This is a genomic window from Pseudoclavibacter sp. 13-3 (assembly GCF_021168475.1).
GTDB lineage: Bacteria > Actinomycetota > Actinomycetes > Actinomycetales > Microbacteriaceae > Pseudoclavibacter_A.
In genome coordinates this window covers 197,113-209,331 of sequence record NZ_JAJOZT010000003.1, presented here as the reverse complement: position 1 = coordinate 209,331, position 12,219 = coordinate 197,113, and the positions used below count along the sequence as shown (strand labels likewise).

The window sequence follows — 12,219 nt, the reverse complement described above, 5'->3', positions numbered from 1 at the left end:
GGTATGGGCAAGGTTTTCACGGAAACGCAGCTGGTTCACAGAGTTATCCCTGCTGCGCCGCTGGTGCCACCGGCGAGAATCGAACTCGCGACGCACAGTTTAGGAAACTGTCGCTCTATCCACTGAGCTACGGCGGCGAGAATCCCGAGGCAGAGCCTCACGGCTCAACCTCGGGATCGCTGAGAGAAGACTACCCGTGCCTTGATCAGATGCGCACGAACGTCGGGCTGCCCCAGATGGCGCGCTGCGAGACGCCAACGCGCTCGTTGCCTGCGTCGAGCACCTGGTGGTTACCGGCGTAGAAGCCGATGTGCCCGGGCCACCAGACCAAGTCGCCCGGCTGCGCCTCGGCTTCGGTGATTACCGTGCCAGCCGCTTTCTGCGCGCTGTCGGTGCGCGGCAGGCTGATGCCGTGCAGTCCGTAGACGTACTGGACCAGGCCAGAGCAGTCGAAGCCGGTCTCGGGGCGGTTGCCTCCCGAGACGTACGGATAGCCGATGAATTGTGACGCGGTCGCCATGATGCTCGAGCCGACGACGACCTGCGCCCGCGCAGTCCCCTTCGAGACCTGTGCAGCCGTCTGATCCGCCGACGCGGAGGAAGCCCCCGCAGTGCGCACGACCTGATCGACGGCGGCGGCAGGTGATGCGACAGGAGCCGGCGTGGTCGCAGACAGCGAAACGCTGTCGAGCCCTGCCGAGGCAAGCGCCGCCGCACCCGTCTGCAGCGACTGGTTCTCCAGCTCGGCGCGCACATAGGTGTTGAGTCCAGTCTCCTGGCTGAGCCCCACTTCGGCCGCCTGCGAGGGAACCGCCGTCGCGAACACCAGGCCGCCTGCGGCCGCGAGCGTCGTGAGAGTTGCGGTCAGCCGGGATGTCGTGATTCGAATCAGCATTCGTTCATCCTAACGTTTGTGACGAGCATTGGCGGGCTACGACCTGCCGCACGAACCAGACAGTATGACTGCCCCCTCCTGCTGCAGCAGGTCAAGGCCATCGGTGACGGTCGAGTCTGAGGTGACGGTTGGCGAGACATTGGCGCCGCCGTTGAGGTGCACTTCGAAGTGCAGATGCGCGCCGGTCGAGTGGCCTTCGTTGCCGACTTGAGCGATGACCTGGCCGGCCGCGACCTGATCGCCGGCAGAAACGGTCACCGAAGAGAGCGGCATGTGCAGATAGAAGTGATCGACCTGGGTGCCGTCCGAAAGCTTGGTGCGCAGATGCACCATCGGGTTTCCGCCTGCACTGCCCACCTCGATGACCGTCCCAGACCACGCAGCGAGAATCGGCGTGCCCAGAGGAGCTGCGAAATCGACGCCGTTGTGCATGCGCCCCCAGCGCTCGGCGATCCGAGAGGTGACTGTATAGCTGCCTGCCGGCACCGGAACGACTGCGGAAGCATCACCTGCAACTCCGGTCAGCGACTCGCATGTGCCCAGCCCGAGCCGTGCGCTCGCCCGCTGCTCAGCGGTCAGGAAGTCGCCACCGTCGGCGCTGGCGTAGCTGGCCGAGGATGCCAGAAGAGCCCCAGACTGCAAGGTGCCCGAATCGACGAGCTCGGCTTCGCGATAGGCGATCTCTGCAGGGGTGAGCTGCGTGAGGTCACTGGTCGCGGCGACCGCCGGAGAGACGGCGTATGCCGGCACAGCCGCGGTGAAGCTGAGGCCCATCGCGATGGCCACGGCGGTGATGTTACGAGCGTGCCCGGTCTTCAGAGGGCGAGAGAACGAACGGCGGCCCTGCCGCAAGACGGCCCCACCGGGCAGCTGCCGACGTCGTGGCATGCGTTCAGTCGAGGGTTCTGCCCCGCCAATGGCCTTCACCGCGAGTTTCGGAGAGGTCGAAGAGTGGCCGAGATGCATCGGCTGATGTGCAGATCTGTCCTGCTGAGACGTGCTGTCGCGTGCGATCTGTCGATCTTCAGCCTCCCAGACTGCGCGCATCTCGCGGCGAGTCATGGGTTTGCGAGCGGCGTGACCGAGGAGGGGAGCAGCGGGACGGTGCTCTGCGGTCACCCGTTTCTCACTCTGCATTCGTTCGGAGGTTCCTCTCTGCATAGGCCTGACACGAACAATCACCAAGCCTATACACCCCCATGAGAAATGTCACCCTCACGTTCGACCGGGCACGTCGATCGCAGCCTGATCAGTGGTCGTCGACGAAGATGTGCGTCGCGATCTCAGGGGCCAGCTCCAGCCCCTCGTCACGGCCGTCGACTTTGACGCGCGTGTAATCGCCGACAGCCTGGATCGCGACCTCGGCACCGGGCACGATGCCGACCTCGCGAAACTGCTTGAGCAGGTCGGGATCGAGCTGCACCGGCTCGCCCATGCGGCGCACTGCACGCTGCAGCGACCCCTTGGCCGTGCGCGCCAGTGTGTGCACGTCGACCACGCCGTGCAGAAAGTCGACGTTGGTCTTCTCATCGAGCTCGGCAAGACCCGGAATCGGGTTTCCGTACGGGCTCTCGTCCAGGCGCGAGATGAGCGGAATGATGCGACGCTCGACGTCTTCGCTCATCACGTGCTCCCAGCGGCACGCCTCGTCGTGCACGAGCTCCCAGTCCAGCTTGATCACATCTGAGAGCAGGCGCTCTGCGAGACGGTGCTTGCGCATGACGCGCACGGCTTTGGCACGCCCCTCAGCCGTGAGCTCCAGGTGGCGGTCTCCGCTGACCACGACCAGCCCGTCGCGCTCCATGCGCGAAACCGTCTGAGAGACCGTGGGCCCTGAATGGCCGAGTCGCTCCGAGATACGCGCACGAAGCGGCACGATCCCCTCTTCTTCGAGCTCGAGAATGGTTCGCAGATACATCTCTGTCGTGTCAATCAGATCAGTCACCGAGCAGTCCTCCTTCGGCCGACGCCCGCACGGCCGTCATGCCAAGTTAGTCTAGCCTAATCATCTGGTCGACCCCGTGCACGACCTGCAGCAGTCGTGCCGATGTCCGACGATGCCGACGGCTAGCATTGACGCATGGCTTCCATCGAGATTCCCCAGACTCTGCTTCCCCGAGACGGCCGCTTCGGCTCCGGTCCGAGCCGCGTGCGCGACGAACAGCTCGACGCCCTCAACACCGCCGGTCGGGCACTGATCGGCACCTCGCACCGAGCGGCCCCGGTCAAACAGCTCGTCGCCGATCTGCAGCAGCATCTCACCGAGCTCTATGACCTGCCCGACGGCTACGAGGTCGTGCTCGGCCTCGGCGGCGCGAGCGTGTTCTGGGACACCGCGGCCGCCGGACTCATCGATCAGCGCAGTCAGCACGTCGTCATCGGCGAGTTCAGCGCCAAGTTCGCCAGAGCGGCGAGCGCACCGTGGTTGCAGGCTCCAGACCTGCGCGAGGCGGCGTTCGGCGAGGCGACCGAGAACCTGCCGACCCCGGGCATCGATCTCTATGCCTGGCCCCACAACGAGACGTCGACCGGCGTGCAGCTGCCGGTTCGTCGGGTGGATGCCATGGGCGCGTTGAGCGTCGTCGACGGCACCAGCGCGGCAGGCGGCGCATTCGTCGACCCCGCCCAGTTCGACGTCTACTACTTCTCGCCGCAGAAGAACCTCGGCTCGGAGGGCGGCCTCTGGATCGCGCTGATGTCGCCGGCCGCGATCGAGCGGGCAGCCCGCATCGCCGACGGCGATCGCTTCATCCCGGCCGCACTCTCACTGCAGGGCGCGATCACGAACTCGCGCAAGCATCAGACGATCAACACCCCGGCCATCGCCACGCTGTTCCTGCTCGATCAGCAGGTGCAGTGGCTGCTCGCCAACGGCGGTCTGGCCTGGGCCGACGCCCGCACGAAGCAGTCGTCCCAGCTCGTCTACGACTGGGCCGAGGCCGACGAGCGGCTCACGCCGTTCGTCAGCGACCCGACGGTGCGGTCACAGGTTGTGACGACGATTGATCTCGACGAGCGCATCCACGCTGCCGACGTCACGGCAGCGCTGCGCGAGAACGGCATCGTCGACGTGAACGGCTATCGCAAGCTCGGCCGCAACCAGCTGCGCATCGGCACGTTCGTCGCGGTGGAGCCGGCTGAGGTGCAGCGACTCATCGAGTCGATCACCTACGTGCTCGACCGCATGTGATGCCGTCGGGGTCACTCCTCCGAGGGTGATCCCTCGGCCTCAGCCGTCGTCTCAGCCGTTTCCTCGCTCATCGGCTCATCCGCGGCCTCGGACTCGGCGTCACCGTCAGACTGCGATTCGGCATCGGCCGTCGAATCTTCGTCAGAGTCGTCATCATGCTGCGCCTTGTACTCGGCGAAGCGCTCCGACCACGGCACCCAGGCGGGCGGAACGAGCGCGCCCGCCCCAGGCATGAGACCGACTTCAAGCACCGTGGGCGTCGACACGGCGTCGACACGGCCCAGCACAGCCGCCCATTCCCAGTGCGGGTAGCCGGGAACGTCAGAGGCGAACCGCAGAGTGAACACGTTCTCGTCGGGTTCGGGGTCTGCGCGCAGCAGCGCCCCGATCTGACGCGCTGGGGCGATCTCGGCCAGTGCCGAGCGAGCGGCGGCCTCTTGGGCCAGGAACGCGGCGGGATCAGACACAGTGGGGTCAGACATCGAGTTCGTCCGCCACCTTGCGCAGCACTGCGGCGACCTTGCGGGCATGTGCGTCAGACGGGTAGCGGCCGTGCTTCAGACCGCCACCGATGCCGTCGAGCAGTTTGATCAGATCTTCGACCACGACCGACATGTCTTCGGCGGCGCGCCGACGTGATTTCGCGACGCTCGGCGGTGCCGTCAGCACGCGAACCGAGAGCGCCTGCGCGCCACGCTTGCCCTCGGCCACCCCGAACTCCAGACGGGTTCCCGGGTGCAGCGAGGTCACCCCGGCGGGCAGTGCCGAGGTGTGCAGAAAGACCTGTTGGCCGTCATCAGCGGTGATGAAGCCAAACCCTTTCTCCTCGTCGAAGAACTTCACTTTTCCGGTTGGCATCGCACATCTCTTTCGAGTTCACTCACGGTCTCACGACATCTGCGCGAGATACTCCGTCGCGCGGATCGCGCACGACAAGTATTCTATAAGGATGATCCAACAAGACACACCCCGCCGTTCGCGAGCGGTGAACGTGCTCGGAGCGATCACGATCGGCATCCTCGTGCTTTCCTCAGTCTGTGCGCTGATCACCATCTTCTTCCTCTCCCGGCAAAGCGGCCTCGGCACATTCGCGCGCATCGTCGAGACCGTCCCGCTCATCGGCCTCCCCGTCGGAATCGTGCTCATCGCGGTGCTGACCATCATGATCATCCGTCAGCGCAGTCGCGAACAGTCGTGATGTGAATGTCACAGACCATCGCCTACTCCGACGCCGTGGTCGCACTGCCCGACACCGATCTCGACACCGTCGTCTCGCTCTCACACCTGCCCCGGCTGCGCATCGCCGATCTCTACGATCTGAGCTCACGGCTGGCCCACACCGATGCGATCGACCGCCGACTCGCGGTGCTCACCGCCGACGATCTGCGGGCTCTGCTCACTGCTCACACTCCCTGCGCCGCGGCCACCGCACTGCTGCTGGCCGATGACGCAGGAGACCCTCTTCCTGGAGTCGCTGACCGCATCGCGGCGATGCGCGCGCTGCCGCGACCTGAGGTGCCAGTCACGCGCGACCTCGACGCAGCTGCTCCCTGGCACTCCGTCATCGCAGTGCAGACTGTCGTGCTGCAGGCCGAGCACTCGTCACTGCCGCTGACTGCGACCGGTCACGTGCCGGTCTCCGCACTGGCAGAGGTCGGGCACATCCTCGACATCGAGCCCAGCACGGTGAGCGCGCTGATCTCGATCGCCATGGTCGCAGGCCTGTTCCACGCCGATGACAACCGCGTCGCTCCCACCCCCGAGGCTGCGAGCTGGCTCGACCTGCGTCTGCTCGACGCCTGGCGCCGACTCGCTGCAGCGACCGTGCCAGACGATCTCGCAGCCGTCGTCGACGAAGCCGTCGCACACCGCGCTGAGACCGCCCGGCCCATGGCTGAGACGCTGAACGACGCGGCGACCGCCCGGTGGCCGCTGGCGCACGAGCACCTCGCCGCGCGACTGCAGCGTCTGCTGCACGACTGGCGCGTGCTGACCATCATCGACGCGACCGGCCGACTGACCGACCTGGGCAGGGCCTGGGTCGACCACGACGACGATCGGCAACGGCAGCTGGCCGAGCAGTGGCCCGCCCTGACCGAGTACGGCTACCTCTACAACCACCTCGAACTGCTGGTTCCCGGGCTGCTCACGCCGCAACTCGCACGACAGCTGCGACGCATCGCCGCGCCGACGCGCCTCGTCGAGACGCACACCTACCAGATCAGCGAGCAGACGGTCGCCGCCGCCCTGCGTCATGGAGAGCCGGTGAGCGCGATCCGAGGCTTTCTCGAGACGCTGCTGCGCGGCGAGCTGAGCCAGCCGTTGGAGTACCTGCTGCGCTCCCTCGCCGAGTCACCGGGAGCCGACGGCCGCCGCAGCCGACCAGGCACCGAATCCGCATCGACCGCCGCCGCGCCGCGCGCCTCTTCGAGCAGCGCACGCAGTGCGACGGGCTCCGCCGACGACCGCGACCCGATCGCCCGCGCACGCGCGCTGGTGGGCGAGTTCCGCGATTCGCCAGACGCCCGCATCCGCCTGCTGCTCGAGACCGCGCTGCGCGAGCATGCGCCGGTCTCGATCACGGTGCACGTCGGCGATGCCACACGCACCGTGGTGCTCGAGGTCATCGGCATGGGCGACACGCGGCTGCGCGGCCGTGAGCCCGGCGCCGAGATCGAACGCACGCTGCCGCTGAAAGCCATCGCCGAAGTGCACCCGATCACGAAGGAGACCTCATGGGACCACTGATCGTGCAGAGCGACCGTACGGTGCTGCTCGAACTCGACCATCCCGACGCCAACGCCGCGCGGCAGGCGATCGGTGGATTCGCCGAGCTGGAGCGCGCGCCCGAACACGTGCACACCTATCGCATCACGCGCATGGGGCTCTGGAACGCCGCCGCAGCCGGCGTGACCGCCGACGAGATCACCGGGGCGCTCAACAGGTATGCGAAGTTCGCCGTGCCCGACACCGTCGTGCGCACGATCACCGACGCGATCGAGCGCTACGGACGGCTCGACATCACCCGCGACCGCGAAGGCCGTCTGGTGCTCACCGCCGACGACGCACGTCTGCTCACCGACGTGGCCAATCACAAGCGTGTGGCCGCGCTGCTGACCGAGCAGGTCGACCAGCGCACCTGGATCGTGCAGGAATGGGCGCGCGGCCAGCTCAAGCAGGAGCTGCTGCGCATCGGGTGGCCAGCCGAAGACCATGCCGGCTACACCGATGGCGACCCATATGAAATCGACCTGAACGAAGACGACTGGCATCTGCGCCCCTACCAGCAGCAGGCCGTCGACGCGTTCGTGGCCGGGGGCTCCGGCGTCGTCGTGCTGCCCTGCGGCGCGGGCAAGACCGTCGTCGGCGCCGGGGCAATGGCCGCACTCGACCGCAAGACTCTGATTCTGGTGACGAACACGCTCGCGGCCCACCAGTGGCGCGACGAGCTGCTGCGCCGCACCGAGCTGACCGACGAACAGATCGGCGAGTACTCGGGCGAGGCCAAGATCATCGCTCCGGTGACCATCGCCACGTACCAGATGCTGACCGCTCGACGCAGCAAGAAGTACACCCACCTCAGCCTGCTCAATGCCGAGAACTGGGGGCTGATCGTCTATGACGAGGTGCATCTGCTGCCAGCACCGATCTTCAAGCTCACAGCCGAGCTGCAGGCCCGGCGGCGTCTGGGGCTGACCGCGACGCTGGTGCGCGAAGACGGCAAGGAGTCTGACGTGTTCTCGCTGATCGGGCCGAAGCGCTACGAGGCGCCCTGGCGCGACATCGAGGCGCAGGGATTCATCTCGCCGGCCGACTGCGTCGAGGTGCGGGTCGAGTTCTCGGAAGCCGAGCAGGCGCGCTACGCCATGCTCGCCGACGCCGAGCGATATCATGCGACAGCACTGGCCACGGCGAAGCTCGATGCGGTGTCCGAGCTGCTCGACGAGCACGCCGGCGACCAGACGCTGGTCATCGGGCAGTACCTCGACCAGCTCGAGCTGGTGGCCGAGCGCACCGGGCTGCCGCTGATCACGGGCAAGACCCCGACGCCTGAGCGCGAGCGGCTCTTCGCCGCCTTCCGCACCGGTGAGCAGCGGGCTCTGATCGTCTCGAAGGTCGCCAACTTCTCGGTCGATCTGCCGGATGCGCGGGTCGCCATCCAGATCTCGGGCGCGTTCGGCTCGCGGCAGGAGGAGGCGCAGCGACTCGGCCGCATCATCCGCCCGAACAGCGACGGCTCGCGCTCGGTCTTCTACTCGATCGTGGTGGCCGACACCGTCGACCAGGACTACGCCCTGTCGCGGCAGCGCTTTCTGAGCGAGCAGGGCTACTCATACCGCATCGTCGACGCCGAGGATCTGCCGGTGAGGATTCCGGCCTGAGCGCCGGCTGAGACAACAGCTGCAGCTGCAGCTGCGCCTGCACCAACGCCGATCGCTTAACACCACCCCAGATCGCTTGAGATCAGCTCGTTCTCGCGCGATTTGCAGTGAGAGCGAGCAATCCGTGGTGGGCGGGCAGACAAAAGCCCTGACTGCGAAACGCAGCCAGGGCTTTTGCGACCGGATCAGTCAGCTGATCAGAAGTCCATTCCTGCTGACGGGTCGGCAGGAGCAGCCGGAGCAGCCTTCTCGGGCTTCTCAGCCACGACGGCCTCAGTCGTCAGGAACAGACCGGCGATCGACGCGGCGTTCTGCAGAGCCGAGCGGGTGACCTTGACCGGGTCGGCGATGCCGGCCTCGAGCAGGTTCACGTACTCGCCGGTCGCGGCGTTGAGGCCCTCGCCGGGCTTCAGAGTCGAGACCTTCTCGGCCACGACGCCGGGCTCGAGCCCCGCGTTCAGCGCGATCTGCTTCAGCGGCGCGGTGACGCCCTTGCGCACGATCTGTGCACCGGTGGCCTCGTCGCCCTCGAGATCGAGGGTGTCGATGACGTGCGAGGCCTGGATCAGAGCCACGCCGCCGCCGGCGACGATGCCCTCTTCAGCCGCAGCCTTCGCGTTGCGCACGGCGTCTTCGATGCGAGCCTTGCGCTCTTTGAGCTCGGGCTCGGTCGCGGCGCCGACCTTGATGACGGCGACGCCGCCCGAGATCTTCGCCAGACGCTCCTGCAGCTTCTCGCGGTCGTAGTCCGAGTCGGTCTTCTCGATCTCAGCGCGAATCTGCGCGGCGCGACCGTCGATCTGCGCCTTGTCGCCGGCACCCTCGACGATGGTGGTCTCGTCCTTGGTCACGACGACCTTGCGGGCACGGCCCAGCAGGCCGAGGTCGGTGTTCTCGAGCTTGAGGCCGACCTCCTCTGCGATGACCTGACCGCCGGTCAGAATGGCGATGTCCTGCAGCATGGCCTTGCGACGGTCGCCGAAGCCCGGGGCCTTCACGGCCACCGACTTGAAGATGCCGCGGATCTTGTTGACCACGAGAGTGGCCAGCGCCTCACCGTCGACGTCCTCGGCGATGATCAGCAGCTCCTTGCCCGCCTCGCGCACCTTGTTCAGCACGGGAACCAGGTCGTTGATGGCCGAGATCTTGCCGTTGACGATCAGGATGTAGGGGTCGTCGAGCACGGCCTCCTGGCGCTCCGGGTCGGTGATGAAGTACTGCGAGAGCACGCCCTTGTCGAAGCGCAGGCCCTCGGTGATCTCGAGGTCGATGCCGAAGGTGTTCGACTCCTCGACGGTGACGACGCCCTCTTTCGAGACCGTGTGAATCGCCTTGGCGATGATCTTGCCGATCTCGGGGTCGCCGGCTGAGATCGATGCGGTCGCAGCGGTCTCTTCTTCGGTCTCGACCTCTTTCGCGGTGTCGAGCAGCTGCTTCACGACTGCGGCGGTCGCCTTGTCGATGCCGCGGCGCAGACCCACCGGGTCGGCTCCGGCGGCCACGTTGCGCAGGCCCTCTTTGACGAGCGACTGGGCGAGCACGGTCGCGGTCGTGGTGCCGTCACCAGCGACGTCATCGGTCTTCTTCGCGACCTCTTTGACCAGCTCGGCGCCGATCTTCTCGTACGGATCTTCGAGCTCGATCTCTTTGGCGATAGACACACCGTCGTTCGTGATCGTGGGGGCGCCCCACTTCTTCTCGAGCACGACGTTGCGACCGCGCGGGCCCAGCGTCACTTTCACCGTGTCTGCCAGGATGTTCAGACCGCGCTCGAGGCCACGACGGGCCTCCTCTTCAAAGGCAATGATCTTAGCCATGTGAAATCGTCCCTTCTGGACTCTCGGAAGTGTCAGCTTCGTTAGCACTCGGCAATCACGAGTGCCAATACATGATTAGCACTCGCACCATGAGAGTGCAAGTCACACGACGAAGTTCGTCAGGCGGCGGTGCGTCCTTCCGGCACGGCCTGTCCGCTGCCGTCTGGCACCAGCTCGACCCAGCTCGAGCCCGGCTGCAGACGCACCTCGCCGGCACCGTCGGCCGCCGTCAGCACGAATGGCGAAGCGGCGTCGGCCTTGCTCCACAAGACATCGAGCACGCGACCGCCCGAGAGCACATAGCCCTGCCCGCTGGCGCCGTCGAGCTGATAACGCGGCGAGAGCCCCTTCGCACCCAGATCGTAGGGCTGACCGAGCACCGATCGAATGACCACGACGTTGTCGGCCGCGATCTGCTCCGGCTGAGCCGCGTCGGCGGAGTCTCCCTGCAGCGTGCTGTCGATCTGGCCTTTGGCGGTCGATCGCACCCAGCGGCTCTGCGCGGCGTCCCACGTCCACCGGCGCGGCGCATCCGCCCCGACCGAGACCGACAGCCCCGTCAGCGCGTCGCCGCTCTGCGCGGCCGACGCGGGCTGGTCTTTCGTCGCGTACGCGAACTGCGCGGCCGGCTGCGCTGTGCGAGCGTCGTCGTCGAGCGCGGCAAGCGCGGTCTGCGGATGCGCGAACAGGTTGTTCGGGGCACCTCGCCCCCAGCTGTCGTCACGGGTGAGCACATCAGCATGGCTCTCGTCGATTCTGGTGGCCGCCATCGAGCCGAGCACCTCGTCGAAGGCGCTGTGCGACCCTGAGTAGACGAAAGCTCCGCCGATCGGCGACACGAGGCTGGTGTCGGTGGGACGGGCCGAGCGCACAGGCCCCACGAGACCCGGCAGACGCGAGTGATAGACGGCGACGTAACGGGTGATGCCGCCTTCGACCTGCTCCTCGTAGACGAGGTCGGCCGAGTTGAGGTTGACCTGCGGGCGGGCGCCGTCGTTCGCGTTGGGCACCTTCACGGTCACGGCCGCATGGTTCAGGTCGAAGTCTGGCATCTCTTCGCCGGTGAGCGGTGCCAGAACCGGGGCAGTCGGGCTCGGCGACTCTTCGACCGGCTCGGGCTCCGGCTCGTGCTTCGCGCAGCCGGCGAGCGCCGCAGCGCTCAGTCCCACGACCAGCAGGCCTCCGACCACTGCCGAGCCTCGACGAGCGGTTCGCGTGCGGATGCGGTTCATGGGGGGTCTCCTTCGTGATGCGGATTCGACGGTGGGGCGCGCACCGGCCAGGCGAACGATCAGCGGCGTGCCGAGTAGTCGCTTCCGATCGCCACGGTCAGTGGCACCGACAGGGTGGCGTTGTACTGCGGCGCGGTGGTGATCTGCAGGTCGCTGCTGAGCTGTTTGGCGGCGTCGGCATAGCGTTCGTCGGTGTAATAGACGATGGTGCTGCGATGTGCGCCGAACGACGAGGAGGCAGTGGCGACCTGACCGATCTTCCAGCCCTTCGCGGTGAGCTTCGCTCCCGTGCGAGCGGCCAGACCGGCCTCTGCGTTGGCGCCCTGTGCGTTGAGCACGGTGACCTCGAGCGAGTGCGCGTTGACGGCGGCCGCCGACGGGCTGGGCGACGGACTCGCCGAATCGCTCGGCTCGGCGCTGGCGCCTTCGGCGCTCTCAACCGCTTCGCTCGACGGGCTCGCTGACTCAGCGGGATCCGAGCTCTCGCTCTGCGGCGCCGCCGAATAGTCGTGGAAGACGCTCTGGCTGCGGGTGATCTGCATGACTCCGTAGACGATGCCCACGACCAGAGCCGTGGCGATCAGTGCCCCGATCACGATGCGCAGCGTGCGCCAGCCGCGTTCGGCCGCGCGATGCGCGCCGACCTTGCGCGATGCGGACAGGTCGTCGAACTCGTCTTTCGGGAACTTCTCAGCCATGTCTC

The 12,219-nt window shown here is 66.8% G+C and carries 12 protein-coding genes and 1 tRNA gene; 4 read left to right on the top strand and 9 right to left on the bottom strand.

Annotation, left to right across the window (positions count from 1 at the left end):
* Positions 1-61 precede the first annotated feature (61 nt).
* The 4 genes from LRX77_RS07035 to LRX77_RS07020 all read right to left on the bottom strand — a co-directional run bounded on the left by LRX77_RS07035 (position 62) and on the right by LRX77_RS07020 (position 2,840).
* Positions 62-137: transfer RNA gene (locus tag LRX77_RS07035), tRNA-Arg, on the bottom strand.
* A 68-nt stretch (positions 138-205) separates the two neighbouring features.
* Positions 206-895, bottom strand: coding sequence for a C40 family peptidase (locus LRX77_RS07030; RefSeq protein WP_231832197.1), 690 nt, complete (start codon positions 893-895; stop codon positions 206-208).
* 36 nt (positions 896-931) lie between these two features.
* Entirely contained in the window at positions 932-1,783 is an 852-nt protein-coding gene (locus LRX77_RS07025; protein WP_231832196.1) for a M23 family metallopeptidase, read from the bottom strand.
* Positions 1,784-2,144: 361 nt separating this feature from the next.
* The gene (locus LRX77_RS07020; protein ID WP_231832195.1) at positions 2,145-2,840 is read right to left on the bottom strand and encodes a metal-dependent transcriptional regulator; all 696 of its coding nucleotides are present in this window, start codon (positions 2,838-2,840) and stop codon (positions 2,145-2,147) included.
* A gap of 135 nt (positions 2,841-2,975) precedes the next feature.
* Between LRX77_RS07020 and serC the strand changes: the two genes are divergently transcribed.
* On the top strand, positions 2,976-4,085 hold the full coding sequence (gene serC, locus LRX77_RS07015; RefSeq protein WP_231832194.1) for a phosphoserine transaminase: 1,110 nt from the start codon (positions 2,976-2,978) through the stop codon (positions 4,083-4,085).
* Between the two features lie 11 nt (positions 4,086-4,096).
* On the opposite strand, the gene LRX77_RS07010 is transcribed toward serC, so the two are convergent.
* Together LRX77_RS07010 and LRX77_RS07005 are read right to left on the bottom strand one after the other, a co-directional pair.
* Entirely contained in the window at positions 4,097-4,567 is a 471-nt protein-coding gene (locus tag LRX77_RS07010) for a DUF3027 domain-containing protein (RefSeq protein ID WP_231832193.1), read from the bottom strand.
* Positions 4,560-4,943, bottom strand: a complete 384-nt coding sequence (locus tag LRX77_RS07005) for a cold-shock protein (protein WP_158030225.1) — start codon at positions 4,941-4,943, stop codon at positions 4,560-4,562. The genes LRX77_RS07010 and LRX77_RS07005 overlap by 8 nt, the downstream gene beginning before the upstream one ends.
* A gap of 91 nt (positions 4,944-5,034) precedes the next feature.
* Here LRX77_RS07005 and LRX77_RS07000 point away from each other — a divergent pair, with 91 nt between their 5' ends.
* The 3 genes from LRX77_RS07000 to LRX77_RS06990 are packed head-to-tail and all read left to right on the top strand — an operon-like array spanning position 5,035 to position 8,467.
* The gene (locus tag LRX77_RS07000) at positions 5,035-5,283 is read left to right on the top strand and encodes a hypothetical protein (protein WP_231832192.1); all 249 of its coding nucleotides are present in this window, start codon (positions 5,035-5,037) and stop codon (positions 5,281-5,283) included.
* Between the two features lie 5 nt (positions 5,284-5,288).
* Positions 5,289-6,833, top strand: a complete 1,545-nt coding sequence (locus LRX77_RS06995; RefSeq protein WP_231832191.1) for a helicase-associated domain-containing protein — start codon at positions 5,289-5,291, stop codon at positions 6,831-6,833.
* Entirely contained in the window at positions 6,821-8,467 is a 1,647-nt protein-coding gene (locus tag LRX77_RS06990; RefSeq protein ID WP_231832190.1) for a DNA repair helicase XPB, read from the top strand. Before LRX77_RS06995 ends, LRX77_RS06990 begins: the two co-directional genes overlap by 13 nt.
* A 197-nt stretch (positions 8,468-8,664) precedes the next feature.
* Here the strand turns inward: LRX77_RS06990 and groL are convergent, their stop codons facing one another.
* The 3 genes from groL to LRX77_RS06975 all read right to left on the bottom strand — a co-directional run bounded on the left by groL (position 8,665) and on the right by LRX77_RS06975 (position 12,214).
* On the bottom strand, positions 8,665-10,284 hold the full coding sequence (groL, locus tag LRX77_RS06985) for a chaperonin GroEL (protein ID WP_231832189.1): 1,620 nt from the start codon (positions 10,282-10,284) through the stop codon (positions 8,665-8,667).
* A gap of 119 nt (positions 10,285-10,403) precedes the next feature.
* Positions 10,404-11,516, bottom strand: coding sequence for a DUF3048 domain-containing protein (locus LRX77_RS06980; protein ID WP_231832188.1), 1,113 nt, complete (start codon positions 11,514-11,516; stop codon positions 10,404-10,406).
* A 59-nt stretch (positions 11,517-11,575) separates the two neighbouring features.
* Complete coding sequence (locus tag LRX77_RS06975; protein WP_231832187.1) at positions 11,576-12,214, bottom strand: LytR C-terminal domain-containing protein; 639 nt, start codon at positions 12,212-12,214, stop codon at positions 11,576-11,578.
* Positions 12,215-12,219: the final 5 nt, after the last annotated feature.

Bases quoted from the DNA above. Each gene is read 5' to 3' on its own strand.
- LRX77_RS06990 (WP_231832190.1), top strand. From the start codon at position 6,821: ATGGGACCACTGATCGTGCAGAGCGACCGTACGGTGCTGCTCGAACTC.
- LRX77_RS07030 (WP_231832197.1), bottom strand. From the start codon at position 895: ATGCTGATTCGAATCACGACATCCCGGCTGACCGCAACTCTCACGACG.
- groL (WP_231832189.1), bottom strand. From the start codon at position 10,284: ATGGCTAAGATCATTGCCTTTGAAGAGGAGGCCCGTCGTGGCCTCGAG.
- LRX77_RS06980 (WP_231832188.1), bottom strand. From the start codon at position 11,516: ATGAACCGCATCCGCACGCGAACCGCTCGTCGAGGCTCGGCAGTGGTC.
- LRX77_RS07000 (WP_231832192.1), top strand. From the start codon at position 5,035: ATGATCCAACAAGACACACCCCGCCGTTCGCGAGCGGTGAACGTGCTC.
- LRX77_RS07005 (WP_158030225.1), bottom strand. From the start codon at position 4,943: ATGCCAACCGGAAAAGTGAAGTTCTTCGACGAGGAGAAAGGGTTTGGC.
- LRX77_RS07025 (WP_231832196.1), bottom strand. From the start codon at position 1,783: ATGCCACGACGTCGGCAGCTGCCCGGTGGGGCCGTCTTGCGGCAGGGC.
- serC (WP_231832194.1), top strand. From the start codon at position 2,976: ATGGCTTCCATCGAGATTCCCCAGACTCTGCTTCCCCGAGACGGCCGC.
- LRX77_RS06975 (WP_231832187.1), bottom strand. From the start codon at position 12,214: ATGGCTGAGAAGTTCCCGAAAGACGAGTTCGACGACCTGTCCGCATCG.
- LRX77_RS06995 (WP_231832191.1), top strand. From the start codon at position 5,289: ATGTCACAGACCATCGCCTACTCCGACGCCGTGGTCGCACTGCCCGAC.
- LRX77_RS07010 (WP_231832193.1), bottom strand. From the start codon at position 4,567: ATGTCTGACCCCACTGTGTCTGATCCCGCCGCGTTCCTGGCCCAAGAG.